Origin of the sequence: Vibrio sp. THAF64 (assembly GCF_009363455.1) — a bacterium.
In the GTDB taxonomy this organism is placed as follows: Bacteria; Pseudomonadota; Gammaproteobacteria; order Enterobacterales; family Vibrionaceae; genus Vibrio; species Vibrio coralliilyticus.
Genome location: NZ_CP045356.1, coordinates 1,729,648 through 1,752,278 on the forward strand (window position 1 = coordinate 1,729,648; position 22,631 = coordinate 1,752,278).

At 45.8% G+C, this 22,631-nt stretch carries 20 protein-coding genes; 8 read left to right on the forward strand and 12 right to left on the reverse strand.

The features are described from left to right. Positions 1-33 precede the first annotated feature (33 nt). The gene (locus tag FIU99_RS24275) at positions 34-333 is read left to right on the forward strand and encodes a putative quinol monooxygenase (RefSeq protein ID WP_019275801.1); all 300 of its coding nucleotides are present in this window, start codon (positions 34-36) and stop codon (positions 331-333) included. Positions 334-354: 21 nt separating this feature from the next. Continuing rightward, entirely contained in the window at positions 355-798 is a 444-nt protein-coding gene (locus FIU99_RS24280; RefSeq protein ID WP_019275802.1) for a YtoQ family protein, read from the forward strand. Positions 799-843: 45 nt separating this feature from the next. Here FIU99_RS24280 and FIU99_RS27415 read toward each other — a convergent pair whose 3' ends face one another. From FIU99_RS27415 to FIU99_RS24300, 5 genes are all read right to left on the reverse strand, one after another. Continuing rightward, entirely contained in the window at positions 844-981 is a 138-nt protein-coding gene (locus FIU99_RS27415) for a hypothetical protein (protein ID WP_006961277.1), read from the reverse strand. Between the two features lie 200 nt (positions 982-1,181). Continuing rightward, a complete protein-coding gene (gene gnd / locus FIU99_RS24285; protein ID WP_021456736.1) occupies positions 1,182-2,630 on the reverse strand; it encodes a decarboxylating NADP(+)-dependent phosphogluconate dehydrogenase in 1,449 nt (482 codons plus the stop codon). 37 nt (positions 2,631-2,667) lie between these two features. Continuing rightward, a complete protein-coding gene (gene pgl / locus FIU99_RS24290; protein ID WP_152472591.1) occupies positions 2,668-3,384 on the reverse strand; it encodes a 6-phosphogluconolactonase in 717 nt (238 codons plus the stop codon). Next, a complete protein-coding gene (gene zwf / locus FIU99_RS24295) occupies positions 3,381-4,883 on the reverse strand; it encodes a glucose-6-phosphate dehydrogenase (protein ID WP_006961274.1) in 1,503 nt (500 codons plus the stop codon). The genes pgl and zwf overlap by 4 nt, the downstream gene beginning before the upstream one ends. 343 nt (positions 4,884-5,226) lie before the next feature. Further along, the gene (locus tag FIU99_RS24300; protein ID WP_152472592.1) at positions 5,227-8,103 is read right to left on the reverse strand and encodes an HD domain-containing phosphohydrolase; all 2,877 of its coding nucleotides are present in this window, start codon (positions 8,101-8,103) and stop codon (positions 5,227-5,229) included. A gap of 165 nt (positions 8,104-8,268) precedes the next feature. Between FIU99_RS24300 and FIU99_RS24305 the strand changes: the two genes are divergently transcribed. The 3 genes from FIU99_RS24305 to FIU99_RS24315 all read left to right on the forward strand — a co-directional run bounded on the left by FIU99_RS24305 (position 8,269) and on the right by FIU99_RS24315 (position 9,973). Then, positions 8,269-8,718 (forward strand): SRPBCC domain-containing protein, encoded by a 450-nt coding sequence (locus tag FIU99_RS24305; protein ID WP_006961271.1) that lies wholly within the window; start codon positions 8,269-8,271, stop codon positions 8,716-8,718. 48 nt (positions 8,719-8,766) lie between these two features. Next, entirely contained in the window at positions 8,767-9,510 is a 744-nt protein-coding gene (locus FIU99_RS24310) for a phosphatase (RefSeq protein WP_038161713.1), read from the forward strand. Positions 9,511-9,589: 79 nt separating this feature from the next. Further along, entirely contained in the window at positions 9,590-9,973 is a 384-nt protein-coding gene (locus FIU99_RS24315; protein ID WP_006961269.1) for a cytochrome b562, read from the forward strand. On the opposite strand, the gene FIU99_RS24320 is transcribed toward FIU99_RS24315, so the two are convergent. The 4 genes from FIU99_RS24320 to uhpT all read right to left on the reverse strand — a co-directional run bounded on the left by FIU99_RS24320 (position 9,970) and on the right by uhpT (position 14,961). Then, entirely contained in the window at positions 9,970-11,289 is a 1,320-nt protein-coding gene (locus tag FIU99_RS24320; RefSeq protein WP_006961268.1) for an MFS transporter, read from the reverse strand. The two genes, FIU99_RS24315 and FIU99_RS24320, sit on opposite strands and share 4 nt — an antisense overlap. A 10-nt stretch (positions 11,290-11,299) precedes the next feature. Continuing rightward, the gene (gene uhpB, locus FIU99_RS24325; protein WP_099607820.1) at positions 11,300-12,811 is read right to left on the reverse strand and encodes a signal transduction histidine-protein kinase/phosphatase UhpB; all 1,512 of its coding nucleotides are present in this window, start codon (positions 12,809-12,811) and stop codon (positions 11,300-11,302) included. Next, positions 12,811-13,422 (reverse strand): transcriptional regulator UhpA, encoded by a 612-nt coding sequence (uhpA, locus tag FIU99_RS24330; RefSeq protein WP_006961266.1) that lies wholly within the window; start codon positions 13,420-13,422, stop codon positions 12,811-12,813. The genes uhpB and uhpA overlap by 1 nt, the downstream gene beginning before the upstream one ends. A 147-nt stretch (positions 13,423-13,569) precedes the next feature. Next, on the reverse strand, positions 13,570-14,961 hold the full coding sequence (uhpT, locus tag FIU99_RS24335) for a hexose-6-phosphate:phosphate antiporter (RefSeq protein WP_095570861.1): 1,392 nt from the start codon (positions 14,959-14,961) through the stop codon (positions 13,570-13,572). A gap of 340 nt (positions 14,962-15,301) precedes the next feature. Here uhpT and FIU99_RS24340 point away from each other — a divergent pair, with 340 nt between their 5' ends. Together FIU99_RS24340 and FIU99_RS24345 are read left to right on the forward strand one after the other, a co-directional pair. Next, the gene (locus FIU99_RS24340; protein ID WP_021456747.1) at positions 15,302-15,655 is read left to right on the forward strand and encodes a hypothetical protein; all 354 of its coding nucleotides are present in this window, start codon (positions 15,302-15,304) and stop codon (positions 15,653-15,655) included. Between the two features lie 129 nt (positions 15,656-15,784). Next, a complete protein-coding gene (locus FIU99_RS24345) occupies positions 15,785-17,239 on the forward strand; it encodes a PepSY domain-containing protein (protein ID WP_152472594.1) in 1,455 nt (484 codons plus the stop codon). A 52-nt stretch (positions 17,240-17,291) separates the two neighbouring features. Here FIU99_RS24345 and pyrC read toward each other — a convergent pair whose 3' ends face one another. Continuing rightward, positions 17,292-18,320, reverse strand: coding sequence for a dihydroorotase (gene pyrC / locus FIU99_RS24350; RefSeq protein ID WP_152472595.1), 1,029 nt, complete (start codon positions 18,318-18,320; stop codon positions 17,292-17,294). Between the two features lie 494 nt (positions 18,321-18,814). Between pyrC and FIU99_RS24355 the strand changes: the two genes are divergently transcribed. After that, the gene (locus tag FIU99_RS24355; protein WP_152472596.1) at positions 18,815-20,632 is read left to right on the forward strand and encodes a hybrid-cluster NAD(P)-dependent oxidoreductase; all 1,818 of its coding nucleotides are present in this window, start codon (positions 18,815-18,817) and stop codon (positions 20,630-20,632) included. A gap of 300 nt (positions 20,633-20,932) precedes the next feature. Here the strand turns inward: FIU99_RS24355 and FIU99_RS24360 are convergent, their stop codons facing one another. Both FIU99_RS24360 and FIU99_RS24365 read right to left on the reverse strand, forming a co-directional pair. Then, entirely contained in the window at positions 20,933-21,655 is a 723-nt protein-coding gene (locus FIU99_RS24360) for a LuxR family transcriptional regulator (RefSeq protein ID WP_006961260.1), read from the reverse strand. 146 nt (positions 21,656-21,801) lie between these two features. Then, positions 21,802-22,566, reverse strand: a complete 765-nt coding sequence (locus FIU99_RS24365) for a DeoR/GlpR family transcriptional regulator (protein WP_006961259.1) — start codon at positions 22,564-22,566, stop codon at positions 21,802-21,804. Positions 22,567-22,631: the final 65 nt, after the last annotated feature.

Below are 22,631 nucleotides of genomic sequence, written 5' to 3' on the forward strand. Positions count from 1 at the left end.
GATGATGAACCTTATCAAGGAAGGTAACTAATTATGTACTGTATAATCGTCTCCAATCGAGTAAAGAAAGGTAGGGAAGAAGACTACATCACTATCATGAATGAAAACGCCAAAGCGTCCTGTCAGAATGAGTTGGGTTGTGTACAATTTGACGTAATCAGAGATCTCAACGACCCGCAGCTCTTCCATCTGTACGAGATTTATCAAAGCCAAGAAGCTTTGGCTGTGCACAAACAAACTGAGCATTATCTGGCAAGTCGAGTTCAGTTAGCTGATATAGTGGTTGAACAGTCAGTCATTCGTGCGGATGTCGTAGCAACAAATTCAAAATAACAATCAAAAGGAAACAATGTGATGATTTGGAAAGTCTATCTTAGCGGTGAAATTCATACCGATTGGCGCGAGCGTATTGTGGAAGGTGCTCAGAAGCTGGATCTGAATATTGAGTTCTATTCTGCGAATACCGATCACGACTCCAGCGATGCAGCGGGTGACGTACTGAGAGAGAATGAATCAGGCTTCTGGCGTGACCACCAATCGTCCAAAGTCAACGCCATTCGAACGTCTACTCTTATCAAACAGTGTGATATTGGCGTGGTGCGTTTTGGTGACAAATATCGTCAGTGGAATGCCGCATTTGATGCAGGCATGTTAGCGGCACTTGATAAGCCGTATATTACGCTTCACGATGAGTCTTTGATTCACCCGCTTAAAGAGGTCGATGCTGCGGCAATGGCGTGGGCGGAGTCACCAGAACATGTCGTTGAGCTCCTAAAATACGTTACGAGCCAAAAATAAAAAAAGAGCGCCACAACTGGCGCTCTTTTTACTGAAACCTAGCCTTTACAGTCCGCCCTGTTGCTGCGCCTGTTTTACTAATGCCTGACGTTGAGCTTCCTTAGTTTTTACCACTTCACTTTCCTTTTTCGCTTTAGCTTCTTCAATAGAAGGAACAAAGACAAAGTACTTATTAATAGTCATTTCAAGAACCTCAATTTAGATTGTTATAAACCATCCAGGTTAAGCTATTCACCAATGCCGTTGTGAGAACTCACACGACTCCTTGTTGTAGGTTTCAAAAAATAGAGGATGTGAGCTAGGCTAACATCCTCCATAACGTCTTAATTGTAGTAGGAGTTTCGGGTATTACAAAATACCGTACTAAGCCCCTTTAAGCAGATTTATACGTCGTAAGTAGTAGACGCTGTGTCGCCGCCTGTACCAGTCCAGTTCGTGTGGAAGAACTCACCACGTGGACGATCAGTACGCTCGTAAGTGTGAGCACCGAAGTAGTCACGTTGAGCTTGAAGTAGGTTAGCTGGCAGACGCGCTGTAGTGTAACCATCTAAGAACGACAGTGCAGAGATAGTACAAGGCATTGGGATGCCTGCTTCTAGCGACTTAGCCGCGACTTTACGCCATGCGCTCAGGCTGTTTTGCAGGATGCCTTTAAAGTAGTCATCTGAACCTAGGAATGCGATATCTGGGTTTGCTTCGTACGCATCACGGATGTTACCTAGGAATGCAGAGCGGATGATACAACCACCACGCCACATTAGCGCTACGTTACCGTAGTTTAGGTCCCAACCGTTCTCGTTAGACGCTTCGCGCATTAGCATGAAGCCTTGAGCGTAAGAGATGATCTTAGAAGCCAGTAGAGCTTGGCGAAGTGCATCAACCCACTCTTGTTTGTCACCTTCAACTGGCGTGATTGTCTTGCCGAATAGAGATTCAGCTTCAACACGTTGATCTTTCAGTGCAGATAGGCAACGAGAGAATACAGACTCAGAGATTAGCGTCAGTGGAATACCTAGGTCTAGCGCGTTGATACCTGTCCATTTACCTGTACCTTTTTGGCCGGCAGTGTCTAGGATCTTCTCTACTAGTGGCTCACCGTCTTCATCTTTGTAGCCAAGGATATCCGCTGTGATTTCTACTAGGTAGCTGTCTAGCTCAGTCTTGTTCCAGTCAGCGAATACTGCCTGCATTTCGTCTGCAGACATACCGAGGCCATCTTTCATGAACTGGTACGCTTCAGTGATCAGCTGCATGTCGCCGTATTCGATACCGTTGTGAACCATCTTAACGAAGTGGCCGGCACCGTCGTTACCAACCCAGTCACAACAAGGTTCGCCAGCGTCAGTTTTGGCAGAGATACCTTGGAAGATAGGCTTAACCGCTTCCCAAGCTTCGGCAGAACCGCCTGGCATGATTGAAGGACCAAAACGAGCTCCTTCTTCACCACCAGATACGCCTGTACCGATGAAGTGGATGCCTTTTTCACGACAATGTGCAACGCGACGGTTTGTGTCTGGGTAGTTAGTGTTACCACCATCGATGATGATGTCGCCTTCGTCTAGAAGCGGGATTAGGTTATCAATGAACGCATCTACAACAGCACCAGCACGAACCATAAGCATCACTTTACGTGGTGCTTCTAGCTTCTCTACAAGCTCTTCCAGAGAGTAAGCACCAACGATGTTAGTGCCTTTTGCTGGGCCTTCTAGGAATTCGTCTACCTTCGCAGCAGTACGGTTGTGAGCAACCACTTTAAAGCCGTGATCGTTCATGTTCAGGATAAGGTTTTGACCCATTACTGCTAGGCCAATTACACCGATATCACCTTTCATTATTTCTCTCCAATTTCTCTAAAAATGGACGCTCGCATTACGCGATTTTTGCTGCTGCGTCTGAATCTAAGTACCACTCGGTCTCACCAGCTTTAGACTGGATTTTCGCAGCTGGATAAGGCAGCTCGCTTGCCGGAGTAGTATGAATTTCGTTTACGATTTCAACTTTGCCTGCTCCAAGTACAAGATAGCTGATACGTTTAGCGGCTTCTAAAACTTTCGCTGTTTTAGAAACACGAATCTGGCCTGATTCAGGGTGAGAAGCCAATACTGATAGGTTCTCGTCTTGATAATCAGTTTGACCTGGGAACAGTGATGCTGTGTGTCCATCTGCACCGACGCCTAGCAGAATCCAATCGAAGACAGGCGTGTCGTTTTCCGTTGGAATCACATCCGCCATCTCTCGTGCGAATCGCTCAGCTTCTGCTTTTGGCTCTTCTTCGCCACGGATGCGATGGATGTTTTCAGCTGGTAGGTTCACTTTGCTAAATAGCAATGCGTTCGCTTCACCGTAGTTGCTTTCTGCATCGTCAGGTGCCACACAACGCTCGTCACCCCACCAGAAGTGCAGGTTGTTCCACTGGATAGATGTAGCGTATTTGTCGGTTGATAGCAGCTTAAACAGCATTTTAGGTGTGCTACCACCCGAAAGTGAAATGTGAATAGGTCGACCAAGTTCGCTGAACGCTTTCATGTCGTTCGCTAAGCTTTCTACTACCTGTTCTGCTGTTGGGAAGATCTTATGGTTGATCATAGTTCGCAGTAGTCCGTGTCTGTTAGGTTCTTACATGGGAAACGCCAAGCTCTGTTAGCGCGTTGAAGTAGATCGTCTGCTTCTTTTGGCCCCCATGTGCCACAGGCGTAACCAAATAGCGCTTGTGGGTCTTGTTTGAAATCGAGAATTGGCTGAACGTACTTCCAGCAAGCTTCTACCGCATCAGTACGTGCAAATAGAGTAGCATCGCCATTCAAAGCATCAAGTAGTAAGCGCTCATACGCGGTTAGCATCTGAGTCTCTTCCAAATCATTGTAAGAGAAGTTCATCTTCACTTCTTTGGCTTTAAAACCAGCGCCTGGCTCTTTTAGGCCAAAGCTCATCTGAATGCCTTCATCCGGCTGAATACGAATGATGAGTTTGTTTTCAGGCGCGTTCTGACCAAACACTGGGTGCGGCGTGTTCTTAAAGTGGATAACCACTTCTGTTACGCGTGTTGGCAATCGCTTACCGGTACGTACGTAGAATGGTACACCGTTCCAACGCCAGTTGTTTATATAAGCTTTTAGACCGATGTAGGTCTCAGTGCGTGAATCGTCAGCGACGCCGTTTTCTTCACGGTAGCCAAGTAGATGCTCGCCACGAACGTCAGATGCGGTGTATTGGCCTAGAACTAGGTCTTTACGTAGCGACTCTTCGTCCAGAGGTTTCAAACACTGTAGAACCTTAACGACTTCGTCACGCATAGAATCTGCGTTGATTTGTGCTGGTGGCTCCATGCCAACCATTGCGAGAACTTGCAGTAGGTGGTTTTGGAACATGTCGCGTACTGCACCAGAGCCGTCGTAATATCCGCCACGTTCCTCTACGCCAAGGAATTCCGCACCGGTAATTTCAACGTATTCGATAAAGTTGCGGTTCCAAAGCGGTTCAAACATCGCATTTGAGAAACGCAAAACCAGTAGGTTCTGTACTGTTTCTTTACCAAGGTAATGGTCGATACGGTAGATTTGGTGCTCTTGGAAGTGTTCGTGAATTTCTTTATCGAGTTTTTGAGCAGACTCTAGATCGTAACCGAACGGCTTTTCGATGATTAGGCGTTTCCAACCATCCTCTTCGTTACTTAGACCGTGTGCAGCAAGGCTTGCAGGAATAACGCTGTATAGGCTTGGTGGAGTAGCTAAGTAGAATAGCGTGTTACGTTGCTCGAAGTTGTACTGTTCGGACAGTTGGTCAAGACGGGTAACCAGTTTGCTGTAGTCTGCGGTATCAGAGGTATTGATCGCTTGGTAGTGCAAGTGATTAATGAATGCATCTAGCGTTGCAGGCTCAGTTTTTTCCATTTCCTGAAGTGAGTGCTTCAGTTTCTCGCGGTAAGACTCGTCGCTGTATTCTGTGCGACTGACACCCAGAATGGCGAAGTTTTGTGGAAGCTGCTTACTCGCATAAAGGTGGTATAGAGCAGGGATTAACTTACGATACGTTAAGTCTCCCGAAGCACCAAAAATAACGATGCTGCTGTTTTCTGGTATTACCATCATCTTTCCCTTAGAAACGAGGTAGTTATCATGTGCCGTCAATGCTGGCCTTTGGAAGAGCCAACCCTATCAACGGGACTTCAAAATTGATAATCGGTGATGCCTATTACTTTGATAGCCAAAACCTTAATCTTCTTGAGCTATAGAGATAAATCTCAATTCGGCAGCGTATTGTCTATGAGTATTTGATATACATCAACCTTTGTGAAGGCAATCGATTAAATATTGACTAGCGAAAACTTCAGGTCATTGATTCTATGAGATTTATTTAGAATTCTGATGAGCGCATCTGTATGGAGTTAAAACTCTATTTGTTTACATAATTGAAACGCTTACGGTGGGTTTAGAATAAGGTTTTGAGGTGTGCTTTGACGGTTTGCATATGTTCTTCTCGTTCGACAGGAACGATTTGCTGCGGCGATAAGAACATCTCAGCGTATTTCTGATCAATTTCGTGCTCTAAGAAGAGCAAGTAAAGCTTAGGATCGATATGACCTGAAGTGGCCATGTGAGTCATGATGTTGAGTGACTCCTCCAGATTCTTCGCTTTCTTATAAGGTCTGTCACTGGAAGTGAGTGCTTCAAAAACATCCGCAATGGCCATGACTCTGGCTGGGATAGACAGTTGGTCCTCGTTTAACCCTCTTGGATACCCTTTCCCATCCATGCGTTCGTGGTGTCCGCCTGCTATTTCCGGAATATTTTTCAAATGCTCAGGGTAAGGAAGACGACCAAGCATCGTAATCGTTTGAATGATATGGTCATTGATAATAAACCGCTCTTCATCGTTTAGAGTGCCGTAGCGAATTGAGAGGTTGTACAGCTCTCCGCGATTATATTTAAGGTTTCCGGGTTGAAGGATAAAGTGTTCTTTCCAGACATCCTGCGGACTCTCTCCCTGTTTCCATGGGATATGATGAACCTGCTTATCACTTAATAGTGGCTCCATCACTGGCAACGTCAATGCGTCACCAGCGCGTTGTTTTTCAACCCAAGATACACCAGCTTGATCATCCAAGGTTCTCTTCCACTGTCTTTTTGCTATGTTGTTGAGCCGCTCAATGGCAGATTCTTCCATTTGTTCACTACCGACATTACATTGAGCGATAAACTGAAATTCCTCATCTAACGTTTTGTGTGTGTCTGTCAGGGTGCGTTTTAATTCGGTCGCGCTACCTCCTTGGTAAAGACCTTGCCAATAATCCACTTCTGCTTGAGTTTTTAGCAGTTCAAAGCGCATTCGAATCTCATGGATTCTGTCGTAGATGGTTTCAAGTTTCGTCGCTTTATCAATGACATACTCAGGGGTAGTGACTTTACCGCAGTCGTGGAGCCATGCAGCAAGGTGAAGCTCTTCCCACTGTTTTTTATTCATACCAAATTGCGGGAAGTAATTGTCATCGTCCTGAGCGACTTGAGTCAGCATTTTTGTCAGTTCAGGGACACGCTGGCAGTGGCTACCAGTGTAGGGTGACTTGGTATCAATCGCTGAAGCAATCAGCTCAATGAAGGCATTTAACATGTCTTTTTGTTGCTGCATCTGGTCGATATTTTCTTTGGCGATTTCAGCAAAGCTGAGCAACTCTTTGAGGAATGCATGTTTGTCGCTTTGTTCTTTGGTGATGGCGCGCTCATACCCGAGCAGCAAAATACCAACTAAACGTTTCTCTCGGTTGAGCAGCGGGAAGAAATAGACGTCAGAGTTATAGAAATACTCTTTATGTCGGTTGAGCGCATTATCACTTCGATTGAGGTGCATAATCTCGCCTCGACGCAAATCGGTCTCCAACCAAGCCGTCTCAGTCAGAAACTCATTTAGTTCAATCTTAAATGGAATGATGGCGTGGTTCGCTGCAGTCTCAAATGTTTTATGTTGTTCCGAGTAGGTGTAGAGAACAATGGTCTCTGCTTTTGTGACAAGGTAACTTTGGTGTGTGATGGTTTTAGCGAGAACTGAGAAATCCTGATTACTAGCCGTGTCGCGCAACAAGCGCAGCAAATCATGTAGAGTATGCTCCATCAGCTCAATCGACTCGGTCAGATTGGCGACTTCTTTGATGACACTTTTAGGGTAGCGGGTTTTTTTGAAATCAAAGCGAGCGATATTATCAGTGAGCAAGACAAGGTTTTGCAAAGGTGTCGCCAATTTATTCGCCACGACCCACACAACGACAAAACAAATAGCGAGCATAGCCATCGCAACGGTGATCTGTCGGTCACGCATCGAAAGTAAATTGGCTAACAGATCATCTTGTGGGGTCGCCTCTGCGAGAAGAAGGCGCACATGTTCATTTAGCACCACTGGGGTTAATGTTACCGCCCAGTTTTTACCATCGTCGACGACGGGCTCATAAAGTGTCTGGCTGCTATGACGATCGAGGATGGAGGAGAATAGACTGTTCTCAAGTTTTTGTTGAATTTGTTCATTATCTAGAGCGAGATCGACACCTGTCTGATGCTGAGCTAACACTCTGAATTGATTGTCAAAGAGCATAAGCTTGGTGTTGTCAGAAAAGCCAATCTCACCAATTTGTTGTGATAAGGAAGATAGCGTGAAATCGGCCGCTACCACTTTTCCGCCATCTACTGAGCGGCGAGATAAGGTCACGCCGTTGGTTTTCAGAAAGTAAAAAAAATACGGTTCGGTGAGGCGGATATCTCCGTCAGGATCGGCGTTGGTAAACCAAGGCCTGACTCTGGGGTCGAATTCGTTGTCGTTGGTTTTTTTGTATCCGATACGTTTGTGATTGCCATCTAAATAATGGAACTCATTTGAACCATCGACCTTTGTGAAATTGATCATCATGCTGGCTTTGGGTGGTGCGCCAAATCGTTCACGAGATTTGTTGTCGCGCAGTGGACGAAGCATCGTAAACTCACCGTGCTCATTCGCATAGAACAAGGCGACTAGCCCCTGATTTCGTTGAAAAATTAACTCTAATGAAGAGAGGAATCGTTTCGCTCTGAGTGGAGCTTTACGTTCATCGATAACGGCACTCAGTGCCATGAAATCGAGAGTCGTGAGTATAGGGCCTGCTCGCACCATGAATGTGGACTCAAGTTTTCGACTGTTCTCACTGCTAAGTTCTTTAGCGCTGCCAGTCAGCAATTCCTGAGAGTGTCGATAGCTAATCGCAATTAACACGGTACCGACTAAGGTAGTCAGCACTAAAAACAAGCTTGTTATATGGATACTCAGCGAATAGCGACGTTTCTTCATGTCTTGCCCATTAACCAATTACTTAATAAGTATTGGTCAATATACGAATCATGCAAAAGTTGTCGTTAAGCTTTGCAAGACTAATGCGCTAGTTTTCTGATTTACAAAGTAATATGTCGTTAAATCAACTATAACTAATAGAGGATGGGAAAAGGAAAAAACAGGATGCTAACGCTAAATTATCAGATTGAGGTGGCGACAACGCCAGAAACTATCTGGAAAGTGCTTACGGAAGTTGAGCTGTATTCACAGTGGGCGAGAGTATTTTCACCTCAATCCCAGTTCGAAGGCGAATGGTTGGAGGGGAGCAATGTGTCCTTCTTCGATCCAGAGCTAGGTGGGACTCGAGCTATTGTTGACCGTATCGAGAAGCACAAAGTAATTGAATATCATCATATTGCTATCTTCAACCCAGATCATATACAAGACATAGACAGTGATTCTGCTAAGAAGTGGATTGGCAGTAAGGAAAGTTATCAGATCATGCCGCTGGAAAATTCAGTCTTGCTTAAAGTGACAATTGAAACTCATCCTGACTTTGTCAGTATGTTCAATAGTGGATGGGAGAAGGCGCTGCCATTGATCAAAGTAATATGTGAGCAACAAGGAAGTTAGACTGGTAAAATATCGACCAGACTTTGGGAGATTTAGGAAGCTGACATTATGAAGCTTGTTGTTGACACGCATACTCACACTTATGCGAGTGGTCACGCTTACAGCACACTTATTGAAAACGCTAAACTGGCAAAAGAGCATGGTCTGGAGATGTTTTGCACCACTGATCACGCAGAATCGATGCCGGGAGCGCCACACTACTGGTTTTTTTCTAATCAGCGGGTCTTGCCTCGATTTATAGAAGGCGTTGCCGTCATTCGTGGTGTTGAATCCAATATTCTAAACACGAAGGGGGAAGTGGACATCCATCCCTCAACAGATAAGAATCTAGACTGGGCGATTGCCAGTTTTCACGAGCCTGTATTTCGCCCTTCTAGTAAAGAAGAGCACACTGAAGCCCTCATCAATACTATTCGTGGCGGTCGAGTTGATGCTCTGGGGCATCTAGGCAATCCGAACTTCGACTTTGATTTTGAATCGGTTCTAACGTGTGCCAGAGAGCATAACGTAGCAATCGAAATCAACAACACCACATTAAAAGGCAACAGCAGAGTGGGAAGTGTAGAACGCTGCCACGAAATCGCCCAGATTGGTAAAAAGCTGGGAGTGTATTTTACCACGGGTAGTGATGCTCATTTCTGCCAGGATGTTGGTAATCTCAGTTTAGTGTCTGATTTGATGGATGATGTCGGTATCGACAGTACGCGGGTTATCACGTATTCTGCTCGCCAATTCCTCGATTTCCTTGAACTACGTGGTCGAGCACCGATCGAGGATTACGTCAATTTATAAGTTGATACAATTTTCATCTCAAGTGTGCTGACTGAATTCAGTACACTTTCTCCTCCTATTCCAAGATAAGAACAATACAATGAGAAAATTAATTCCAGCTCTGGTACTGATGGTATCGGTACAAGCTTTTGCGTCAGATTTCGACCTGAAAGCAACAATGAAGCAAATGAAAGTTGAATTTAAACACGCTGCTGAAGCAACTGAAATTACTGATATGAAGACAGCGGTGACTAATCTGTCTGAACTGGTCGAGCAGTCTAAGCGTGGTGACTACCCACCAGAGAAGTTTGATATCTACTTTGAGGGTTTCAATAAGCTATCAGGTGCGTTGGATAAAGTAGAAGCGCAATTGGACGCTGGTGATATGGCGTCGGCAAAAGAGTCTTTGCGTCAGGTCGATGAACTTCGCATTGAATATCACGACAAACGTAACCCAAGCATCTGGAGTAAGCTATTCGGCTAAACTGGTGTTTGATTTGGACTGTTGCTGAACTGAGCTTGCAAGAAAGGCAGGAGTAACAGTCCAATAACCGCTGAGCAGATCGAAATTGTGACGAAAAATCCAGTCCAGTGGAAATACTCCATAATGATAGCCATAGGGTAGCCTGCCAGCGCCGCCCCCATATAAGCAAATAGCCCGACAAAACCCGTTGCTGCACCCGCTGAGTCTTTGTGCGAACACTCTGCAGCGGCCATACCGATTAGCATTTGTGGTCCAAACACAAAGAATCCAATGGCAAAAAATCCAGCGGCCTGAAAAGCAAAATTCGTCACTGGCATTAGCCACAAAGCGGCCACTGACAAGAAAACTCCCATCGCAAAAATCAGGTTCATTGGACCACGATTTCCACCGAACAATTTATCTGACCCCCAACCCGCAACCAAAGAACCGATGAAGCCACCGATTTCAAACAAGGATAAAGCGGCATTTGCGTTGATCAAGTCGAAACCGTGCTGTTCGGTAAGGTATAGATTACCCCAGTCATTGACCGCTGTTCTGACGATGTACACCAACACGTAGCTAAACGCCAACAACCATATATATTTGTTGTTTAGGACATAAGTACGCAGAATTTGGTGGGGTTTCAGGCCAATACCGTCATTCTCTTGTGCTAGCTCAAGCTTGTCGTTTTTCCATCGGCCAATGGTGGGTAGCCCCATAGTGATCGGTTTATCTCTTAGCCTCCAGCAAAGGAAAAGCCCGATGATGACACCGATAATCCCCGGAATAACAAAGCCTTCCCGCCAGCTGTAATGCAGTACCATGTAACCGACGACAAGAGGGATTAAGGCTCCGCCAACGTTGTGGGCGGTATTCCAGATAGCCCAGAAGAAACCGCGTTCAGAGCGTGAATACCATGTCGTCAGCAGTTTTGAACAGGAAGGCCAACCCCAGCCCTGAAACCAGGCATTGAGTACCCAAAGCGTGAACAGCGCGTAGAGTGAGCTTGATAAGCCAAACAGAATGTTAATGATGCCTGTCGCAATTAATCCAAGCCCCATGAAGTAGCGCGGATTAGAACGATCGGAAACGATACCGGAAACGAACTTAGACAAGCCGTAGGTCAGATAGAAGAACGTGCCCATCAAACCTATGTCACTTTTGTCTAAACCTAAGTCTGCGATCAAAGCAGGTGTCGCATAGTTAAATGTCTTGCGGGTGAAGTAAAAGCCAGCATAGCCGAGATACATACCGACCATGATATGCAGCCGCCAGTACTGGTAAGTCGATTTCACTTCGTGGGTAGTGTGATTAGGTTGAGCGATAGAATCTGACATAAGTTACACCTCAAATTCCCGGCAATTCGACACGAATAGAAGTACCATGCTGCTCTGATTCATGCTGGCTATAGCTGCGAATATTAAATCGCCCACCGAGGGCCTGCACCCTCTCTTGCATGCCTTTTAAGCCAAAGCCTTTTTGGCTGTCCTGTAGTTTGAATCCAATGCCGTTGTCTTGAATCTTGAGTTCGACTTCGTCTCCCAGTTTGATATCAATCTCTAAACGGCTAGCCTGAGCGTACTTCTGCGCATTGTTAAGAGCTTCCTGACATATCCGATACAAGGTCGCACTGGTCGCATCGCTTAACGTAGATACATGCCCACCTTGCAGTTTGAACGAGACGTCAACGCCTTGCTGCTCAAACTCCATTTCGCGAACTAACTGTTGCAGAGCTTCTACCAGATCAAGGTCATCCAGTGCTTTGGGTCTGAGGCGAGTCAACAGCCCTTTAGTGGTGTCATAAACATTCAGCGATAAAGATTCGATGGTGGTGGCGCAATTGGCGCTCATCTCTGGGTTTTCAACTCGCTTAATGATGCTGGCTTGAGTGCGGATGGCCGTAATATTCTGGCCGATTTCGTCGTGTAATTCGCGTGCGACTTCCTGACGCACGGATTCTTCAGCCTTCACCAACTGACGGGATAAGTTTTGGTTGCGACTTAACTCGTGGCGCAATTTTTGGTTCAAATCTCGTTGGCGCTGGACTGCCATGCCCAGCAATATCCCTGTTAAGGTCTGTGCCGTAATCGACAATAGAAGGTCGGTGACTTCGATTTGTGACACGCCGCTGCGTGCTGCAATCAAGGCGATACTGTTGAGTAGGGTACCAAGCATGGCACCTTGCCAGCCGTAGCGAAAAGCGAGCAGGATGATAGGAATCGCAAGGCAGAAGGGGGCAAAACGACGCAGTTCATCGGGAAGCCCAATTTGCAGCGCGATGCTGACAGAAAACATGATGACGAACAGAACAATAGGCTTGACATTAAACTGAATAGGCTGACTGATCAAATTGGATGTCAATGGCAGCCAAGTGCTTTGAAATAGGTAATTCCAGACCAGATAACAGGTCGGAACCAGCATGAGCCCACCAGTGACGCTAACCAGCCAAACTAAGCTAGGTGACTCAACGTGACTACTCACGGCGGCAACATTGATTAGCGATGACACAATAATTACAGCTGCCTGAACCAGCAATCGCTGCGATTGCGCCCCGTAGTTAAATCGCACCGCCATAGCAGTAACTGGAATACTGGCGGCACTGGCTGCTAAAACGGTAAGCCATTGAGGCTGGTCTAGCAATAGCGCTAGAGAGATCGTCAGCAGCCATTCGGCCGCATAAATTGCAGGCCAGTGCTTCTTGGCTGTGTGTAGGGTGACTCCCAGTCGCAAAGCGAAGGGGAAAAAGAGAATAGCCAGCTCAGCATCATTAACGAAGTAATAAGAAATGACCCATAAGCAAAACCAACTGCACAGGGTAATGAACCAAGCACAGGCAGAAGTGATTAGGTAGTTGCGCATTAGAGCGGGATTTCCTGACTGAACAGCTTAGCCAGCTCAACGTTGTTTTTGACCGCGAGTTTGTCCATGGCATTGGCGCGATGGACGTGAACCGTCTTGTGGCTCAAACCGAGCTGGCTAGCCACTAACTTAACATCCATGCCTGTCGCAAGCAGTTCACAGACTTGTTTCTCACGCTTAGTTAGCTGACTTAATGAAGCGGTCGACTTTTTAGGAGAGGCCAACTTCAAGGCGATTTCTGGGGTTAAATAGCAGCCCCCAGTGGACGCGGTTCGTACCGCTTGAACCAGCTCTTCCGGGCTGCATCGTTTAGTCAAATACCCAAGAGCCCCTGCTTCAAGCGCTTTTTCTACCATCGCGGGAGAATCATGGACACTCAGCATAACGCAGGCGATGCCAGAAGGTAGCGACTCAAGTAGAGTGAGGCCACTTTCATCGGGCATCGATATATCGGTAATGCACACATTGGCGCCACTACCGGGCAAGCCTTGTTTTGCATCGGACACAGAGTTGAATTCACCAACAACGTTAATGTCACTTTCCAAGCTCAGAAGCTGGGCGAAACCGGATCGGACGATGACGTGATCATCAACGAGAGCAACATTAATCATGGCAATTATCCAAAGCAAGGCAGAATGCGGGGTAAGGTACCGTTAAGTGTATCAATAGGCAAATAGCGTTTGGAACTAAAAAAAGCGCTATCTATATCTCTCTGATTCAGGCGAACAGCGAGTATTAGATAGCGCTAACTGGGGGTATTAAGCGTTTACTTGAGCGAGCTGTTTCTTAGCTTTACGAATCTTCTTCTCTTCAGCGATGGCTACAAAAGCAAGTAAGCCGATACAGATAGCCGCAGAAGTATCCAGCGCAGCAAAAGTGCCTTGCCAACCCGTCAGGCCAAAAATAGGCGTGCCGTCTGCAATCATACCTAGACCAAGTTTCGCGAAGCTATCACCGATCAGGTACGCAAATGTGCCTTTCACACCGTCAGCGACACTGATGGCTTTCTTCGGTACAAAGCCAACGGCTGCAACGCCAATCAGCAACTGAGGACCAAATACAAGGAAGCCTAATACGAACAGTGACGCTAGGTACATGAACTCGCTGGTGGCATGTTGGTAGAACTCGAGTGACACAATAATCAAGCCAAGTGATACACAAGCAACCAGCGCACGGCGACCGTTAGCTAAGTCTGACAAGTAGCCCCACATTAATGTACCGACCAGTGCACCCACTTCGAATAAGGTGAAACCAGAAATTGCCGCTTCTTTAGATAGACCAAGCTCTTGGTAGGCATAAACCGTTGACCATTGGTCGATACCAATACGCACGATATAAAGGAAAATGTTGGCGAAACACAGTAGCCAGATCACTTTGTTTTTCAGTACATATTCAACAAAGATTTCTCGCTTAGACATTTGCTGCTCTTCCGCGGCATTGTCTTCTTCACTGACAGCTTCATCGAACAGCTCTTCCACTTTACCCAAGCCGTAGGCCTCTGGAGAGTCGCTACCAAAACGCATCCCGATAAAACCTACAATCAAAGCGATGATAGATGGGAAGATGAACATACCAATCACGTGACCATCGAATAGGTAATTCGCGCCAAATAGAGCGACACCTGCAGCGCCCGCACCACCAACGTTGTGCGACATGTTCCACAGACCAAGGTATGAACCGCGCTTGTTACGTGGTGTCCATTTGGTGATGGTTGAGTAGCTAGAAGGGCCGCCTGTACTCTGGAAGAAACCACTTAACGCATAAAACGCAATCATGAGGAATAGGCTGATGCTACCGCCTCCCATGCTCATACTGAAACCCAGCATGGCAAGGCCTGAAAGGATCAACATGAATGGCAGAAACTGCTTGGTGTTTTTGCCGTCGGCATAATAAGACACCACAGTTTTACCAATGCCGTAAGTAATCGAAAAGCCAAGGCCGATCATACCTAGTTCAGTCATTGATAGACCGTAAGTAGAGATCATATCGTTCTGAGCGATATTGAAGTTCTTACGAATCAGGTACATGGTCATATAGCCGATGAATACAACCAAGTAAGATTGCAAGAAGGGTTTGAACCACATTTTTCGGCGAACTTCGACTGGCAGGTCCAGTGTTGGTTTGCGCACTTGTTCTAGAAATTTCAACATAGTGAATCCTTAGAGCCCAGCTTAGCCCGTTGGGCAAAGCAAATAAAAAATTCGGTTGATTTAGCTGACAGGCAGTCAGGAGTAAATCGATGGCGCTAAGTGTATTCATCGCGGTGCGTTGTGGCTTGAGAGATGCTCCTAGGTGGACTAGGAAAATTTCCTAGATCGAATTGGCTAGTGAGTTTTTCGTGAATAACGTCACATGATTGGTAGGACTCGTTTCGGTTAGTTATTGTTCTTTTTGTAGAAAAGTTATGACTAAGCTTATGTTTTGCAGCACAACTGGCTGAGTTTGTTAACTTCACGTTATATAGTTACAGCTAACAAATCGAGAGTGATCATGTTACGCGCAACGAATTTTAACCGGACGATGTTATTGGCGAGTGCCCTGAGTTGGCTGCTCGTTTCTCTGATGCCGGTCATAAATGCGCACGGCTCAAACGCAGGAGTTTGGGCAACGTTATGTACCATTAATGGTTTCGAGCTGGTTCAGGTCGAAGAAGGCAAGCCAGAAACTCAGCACGGTAAGCCTTGTCCATTCAGTCACTTTTCCTCTTTCCATCAGGATTCACTTCCAACACCACCTTACTTTACACGACAGTCGTATGTGAGTGATGAAGCGTATGCTTTTTTGGCTCTAAGCGTTCGCTATCAGCTTGCACTCCCGCGTGCGCCACCCCTGTCTATTGCTTGATATAAAAATAGAATTATTAAATAAGGCATAGCGCCTCACTGTAAAGTCTACGCTCAGCAAATACCATTGAATGATCAATTCGGGTTGAATCCGAAGGGTTTTGCTGCGCGCAATAAAAAGGAAATTGTAATGTTGGGTAGTCAAACTCAGACTTCACCTAAGGAATCTTCACGCCTATCTTCAGAGAAGGCTCGAACCAAATCACGCTACTTCATGACGTGGCGCTGGCATTTTTATGCTGGCCTTTATGTCATCCCATTTATGCTTATGCTCAGCCTGACAGGGCTTGTCATGCTGTTTGATGATGAAATCGAACAAGCCCGATACCAAGATGAATTGGTTGTCATGCCTGAATCTTCAAAAGTTCCGGTCTCGCAGCAACTAGAGAGCGTTCAAGCTAGTTACCCATCTGGGCAGGTTACTCAGTATATCCCTGCCGCTGAAGCCAACCTGGTCAATAAGTTCAGTGTGCGTCTGGAGGATGGCACTTCGGTGTTTGTCACCGTGAATCCCTATAGTGGTCAGGTATTAGGTGAAATAGATCGCAGTGACAGCTGGTATCAGCTTGCGAATGAAATCCACGGAACCTTGTTGATTGGCCAATGGGGTGATTACTTAATCGAAGTCTCTGCTAGCTTGAGTATCTTACTGTTGGTGACGGGTATCTATTTGTGGTTACCAAGGGACAACGCAAGCAAAGCAGGATTTCTGAAAGTGCGCGTTACATCGGGCACACGTATCTTGATGCGCGATCTGCACGCGAACTTGGGGGGAGTATTGTCCGTTGTGTTACTGTTTTTCGTCATTTCAGGTTTGGCTTGGGCTGGCGTTTGGGGTAGCAAGATGGTTCAGGCGTGGAATACATTTCCCACTTACTATACTTGGGGTGATAAGCCAGAGTCACAGCTGACTCACGCTGATCTCAATCACGGCAGTGAGGAAGAAATGCCATGGAACTTAGAACAGGCTCCGTTACCTGAATCTGCGGGGCATGTTCATGGCAGCGAAGATCATGCTCATCATGAACATAGCTCGTATGATATCAGTCAGAGTATTGGTATCGATTCGATAGTCGAGCAAGCCCAGCGCCTTGGTTTTACTCAGTTTAATCTCTTTTTACCTAAGTCTGAAACGGGTGTGTATACGTTAGCAGCGAATTCTATGGCGGGTGACATTAGCGACCCGAGAAAAGACAAAACCACTCACATAGACCAGTACACAGGTGAAGTGTTGGTGGATGTGACATGGGAAGACTACAGTTTGTTCGCTAAATTTATGGCAGCAGGAGTGTCTTTGCACCAAGGGGATGTCAGCGTGGTTAACAAGATACTCAATGTTTTGTTTTGTGTGGCGTTCATCGTTATTTCCATTACTGGTATTGTGATGTGGTGGATCAGAAGGCCGTCAGGCAAGACTCGAGTCGGTATTCCGCCTCGCTTTGAAAGTGATGGTATCTGGAAGGTGGGTGCAATTACACTCGCTATGGTTGCAGTCTTTTTCCCGCTAGCAGCGGTGACTATCGTGCTCTTTGGTGTGATTGATTGGTTTGTTTTCCGGCAGAAAATGGAAACGTCAGCAGCCTAGTACAACAACAAAAAAGGCCACCTATTGGTGGCCTGATTCATCTATGGCTCTGTTATTTTACTGACCAGTCGATGGTCTCACCAGCGCGAATAGGTACGACAATGTCCTGACCAAATGGCATTGACTCTGCCACTGCCCACTCTTGTTTAGTGAGCGTCACGGTATCTGAGTTACGCGGTAGACCATAGAAGTCGGGGCCATTGTGGCTCGCAAATGCTTCAAGGTTCTCTAGCTTACCCTCTAGCTCAAACACTTCTGCATAAAGCTCTAGCGCTGCGTGAGCGGTATATGAACCAGCGCAGCCACACGCTGCTTCCTTCATCCCTTTTGCATGCGGAGCGGAATCTGTACCTAGGAAAAACTTCTTGCTACCACTGGTTGCAGCTTCAATCAGCGCTTTTTGGTGGGTGTTGCGCTTAAGAATCGGCAGGCAATAGAAGTGAGGTTTAATTCCACCAACCAACATGTGGTTGCGGTTATATAGCAGGTGGTGAGCTGTGATGGTTGCTGCGACATTATCGTTGGCGTTTTTAACAAAAGTTGCCGCATCCGCCGTTGTGATGTGCTCAAGTACGATCTTCAATTCTGGGAAATCATTGACGATGGGTGCCAAAACCGTATCTAGAAACTCTTTTTCACGGTCAAAAATATCGACATCATGAGTCGTCACTTCGCCGTGGACCAGAAGCAGCATGCCGACTTCCTGCATTGCTTCAAGCACATGGTAGATGTTTTTAGCAGAAGTCACACCAGAATCAGAGTTGGTTGTTGCGCCAGCAGGGTAGAGCTTGGCTGCCACCACTTTACCTGAAGCTTTCGCTTTGCGAATTTCATCGGGTGAAGTGTTATCCGTCAGATACAACGCCATCAAGGGCTCAAATTGTTCGCTTGGTTTTTCTGCCATGATGCGCTCACGATAAGCGAGTGCCATTTCAGTGTCAGTAACTGGTGGGACTGTGTTTGGCATGATTAGCGCTCGACCATTGTAGCGGCTGATGTCGCGGACGGTATCTGTTAGAACATCACCATCGCGTAAGTGAACATGCCAGTCGTCAGGACGAGTGATCGTAAGTGTTGTCATTATTGCTCCCACCATAATAATAAGTTGTCTGATTGGAGCCTAAGCATCAACGAAAACTGTGAAGGCAAACGCTTACGCTTAGGCGACAGGATGATAGTGCAAAGTGCCTTTTAATGCATCTGTTTTTTATTTTTGAAGTGGGTTGGATGAAAGAAAAGGGCTAATCCGTTAACCCTGAAATATCGGATTTTCATAATCCGTTATACAACACAACAATGTTTGGAGTACCGCACCTGGGATAATGCGGTAAATCCATACTAGCGAGCTGGAATATTAGAACAAGTTAATTTAATGGATTCTTACATAAGGGAGTGGGGTGTTAACAGTTTTCAAGACAAAGACATATTTCGATACGCTTTATGATGAGGTTTCGAGTTAATTATCGGATTCACAAAGTTTGAAGTGAATTTTATGATTGGAACTGACATCTTCATGAAACATCTCGTTAGAGAGTCGGGTATAATCGCAGCAAATAACAAAGCTCAGGATTAGCAATGTCATCTCCAACTCTTTCTCAAATCAACGTTTTCCCAGTTAAATCCTTAGGCGGTATCAGTCAATCTTCTGCTTGGGTAGAAAAGCAAGGCCTGATGTTTGACCGTCGCTTTATGCTTGCTTTGTCCGATGGATCTATGGTGACGGCACGTAAGTATCCGCATATGGTTAAAGTTCAGTCAAGCTTGACGCCAGACGGTTTAATTTTTGTTGCTGAAGGCAAACCGCCGCTTCGCTTAAAGTACTCAGATTTTAAAATGCAGGAAGCCCCTGCTCAGGTATGGAAAGATAATTTCACCGCGTATACCACAACGGACGAAGCGGACGACTGGTTCAGCGATGTCTTACAACAGAGAGTAGAGTTGTTGTTTTCAGGTGAACAATCGAACCGTGTGCGAGAGAAAGTTGGGCACAACGTCAGTTTTGCCGACGGTTACCCAATGCTTGTGATTGGTCAGGGTTCTTTGGATGAGCTCAACCGTCGCAGCCCTGAACACCACTCTATGGACCAATTCCGTGCCAACCTGATTGTTTCTACGACTGAGGCGTTTGAGGAAGACAGCTGGAAGCGAATCCGTATTGGGGAAGTGGAGTTTGAAGCGGTTAAAGCGTGTGAACGCTGCATCCTGACAACGGTTGATGTCGATAAAGGTGAATTCAGGCCAAGCAAAGAGCCACTCAACACACTGTCTCAGTTTCGCGCGAACGAGCGAGGTGGCGTTTTCTTCGGTCAAAATCTAGTCGCTAAGAACGAAGGCATGGTTCGTCAGGGAGACGTTGTTGAAGTTCTCGAATACAAAGAGAAAGAATTTTATCCAGACAACACTCCGGCACAATTGGTGATGACGTGTGTTGAACGTGAAGAGATTGCTCGTGACTTTGTGACATTTTGGTTAGAACCAGAACACGGCACCGCTCCTGTCTATCTACCTGGCCAGCACTTACCGATTTCATTGGATATTGATGGTGAAAAAGTTGCGCGTCGTTATACGCTTTCTTCTAGTCCCTCAAGGCCTGGACGGTTGGCTATTTCTGTCAAACGTATTGACGGCGGGCGAGTATCCAACTGGCTCAACGACAATCTGAAAGTCGGCGATACGTTAGCTTGCGAAAACCCTGATGGCAGTTTTCATCTTGGAGATAAACACGACCAACCCATTTTACTTTTGTCTGCGGGAAGTGGCGTGACACCAATGCTGTCGATGCTGAGATACTTATCTGATTACGATCAAGCGGATGATGTTATCTTTTACCATCAGTGCCGCAGTGTAGAAGATATACCTTGTAAAGAAGAGTTAGATACCTACAAACGTAAACACCCTGGCTTGAGAGTGCTGATTTCGTTGTCTCAGCCACCTATCGACTGGTTTGGTTTAAAAGGGCGTTTAACGACCGCACACCTAAAACAGATTGAAAATCTTGAACAGCGTCAGGTGTTCGTATGTGGGCCTGATGGTTTTATGCAGAAAGCTAAGAATCTTTTGTTGAAGAAAGGCCTGCCAGAAGAGTGTTACCACCAAGAAGCATTTGGTGTTTCGCAAACCAGTACACAACCTTTTAAAGAAGTACAGATCAGTGTTAACGGCCAACTGTTTGTCGGTAATAACCAAAAGCCACTGTTGGAACAAGCTGAGGACGCAGGTATTCCGATTGCGCACAGTTGCCGCGCTGGTTTGTGTGGTGCATGTAAGGTGACGGTTGAATCAGGAAAAGTTCACCAACCAGATGTACCAGGATTACAAGATCATGAAATGAACATGGGTATTGCTCTAGCTTGTTGTTGTGTCCCTGAAACTGATATCGAAGTGATGAATTAAACACAACTTAGGACAAGTCATCTGAAAGGTAAAAGCCCCAGACCAAAGGTCTGGGGCTTTTTTTAGTGTGAATACTTTGTTTAATTTGTATTTAGGACGTATTCATCAGTCTGAGCCAACTGACGTGTCGTAACTCAGTCGCATAATGATATTAAAAACAATAGGATAGTGTAACTGTCCGATCGGACAGGTTTTGTGTTAAAATTGATACGATTTGGTAGATTAAAGCAGAAAATATAGACATAACTAATCAAATTAACTTCGATTATTTGTGTTGAAATTGAGAAATACTATTTTCTGTTACTGGTACGGTTTAATATGCCCACCTAATAGCGCTCTCGTCACTGCTTGGCAGCGATTGGTTGCTCCGAGCTTCTTACAGGCATTACTGAGATGGAATTTTACGGTTCTTTCAGTGCAATCGACAATATCAGCTATCTCAGAAGCGCTCTTTCCATCAGCCGCCCAAGTTAGGCATTGAATCTCTCTGTTAGTCAGCATGGCTTGCGAATGTTCGGTCTGCGATGCGTGAGATAAACGCGAAAGGTTTTGCACAATAAGAGGAACAATCAGTTGAGCAAATAGCAATACGTCGGTGTGGGTAGGGTAGGCAATAACATCTGATGTCGCGAAACTGAGCATACCCACTTCACCATTTAATCCATGGATTGGAATGCTGATTCCTTGTTCAATCCCCTGGATATGGGACAAAGAAAAAAGCTCCTGACTGTGGATGTCTATTTGTTTGGAAGATTCCCAGACACTGGGCATACAGTTTGATGCGCCAAACTTGCAAATAGGATCTACGTACATCAGCCCCAAATTACATGAATCTTCTCGGCAATCGGCGGGGAAGTTGTCTACGACGATAAAACGACCATTTTTAATATGCGGGTCAAACGATACACCAAGTACAAAATACTCACTGTTAACTATATGGTTTAACTGCTCAAGCAACCTTCCCATTGATTCAATAGAATCAATGGTTTGGTAGTCATCTATCAGACGTAAAATTTCTTTCATTGAGTGCCATAAACGCGACTTTTTATTACTTATAACAAATTACAATCGGGTTATGTAATATTTTTCTCATGTTAAAAGTGAGATTGAAGGATTTTTGAACATACTGATAAGTCGAAATAGAAAAAGGCGCCCAATGGCGCCTTTTCCTATTTTACCACCTGAAGAACGGTGTCATTTTCTTTTGCGTAAGATTCAATTTCTTTAGGTGGTTTTCTATCAGTAATAATTAGATCGACGTCAGCGATAGTGCCGAGTTTTACCATAGCATTGCGACCAAATTTACTGTGGTCAACACCGAGGAAGACGGAGCGACTGTTTTCTATGATGGCGCGTTTGACGCGAACTTCATGATAGTCAAAGTCGAGCAGTGAGCCGTCATAATCGATCCCTGAAATACCCAGAATGCCGAAATCGAGACGGAATTGAGAAATAAAATCTAATGTCGCTTCACCAGTGACGCCGCCATCTTTGCCACGAACCTCTCCACCTGCCAAGATCACTTTGAAGTCGGGCTTCGACATCAAAATAGTCGCGACATTAATGTTGTTGGTTACGATACGCAGATTCTGATGTTTGCCTAGTAGTGCTCTTGCGACGGCTTCTGGAGATGTTCCGATATCAATGAACAAAGTCGCGCCATCTGGAATGTGCTTGACCAATTCCAGCGCGATCTGGCCTTTTTCCTTTTGATAGGAAATCTGGCGAGTCTGATACGAGGAGTTCTCTGCACTAGATGTGATAGTCGCTCCACCGTGGTTGCGGCGAATCTTGTTGTCATCAGCTAGCTCATTGAGGTCACGACGAATCGTCTGTGGGCTCACGTTAAATCGTTCAACCAATTCGTCAGTACTGACAAAACCTTGAGTTTGCACCAGTTCAATAATTTCCTGGTGACGCTTAATGGCTTTCACTAACAATGTCCTTGTCTGTTGGAATGGAGTAATTCTACGGTTTGCGTGAGGCAAAGCAATGATTT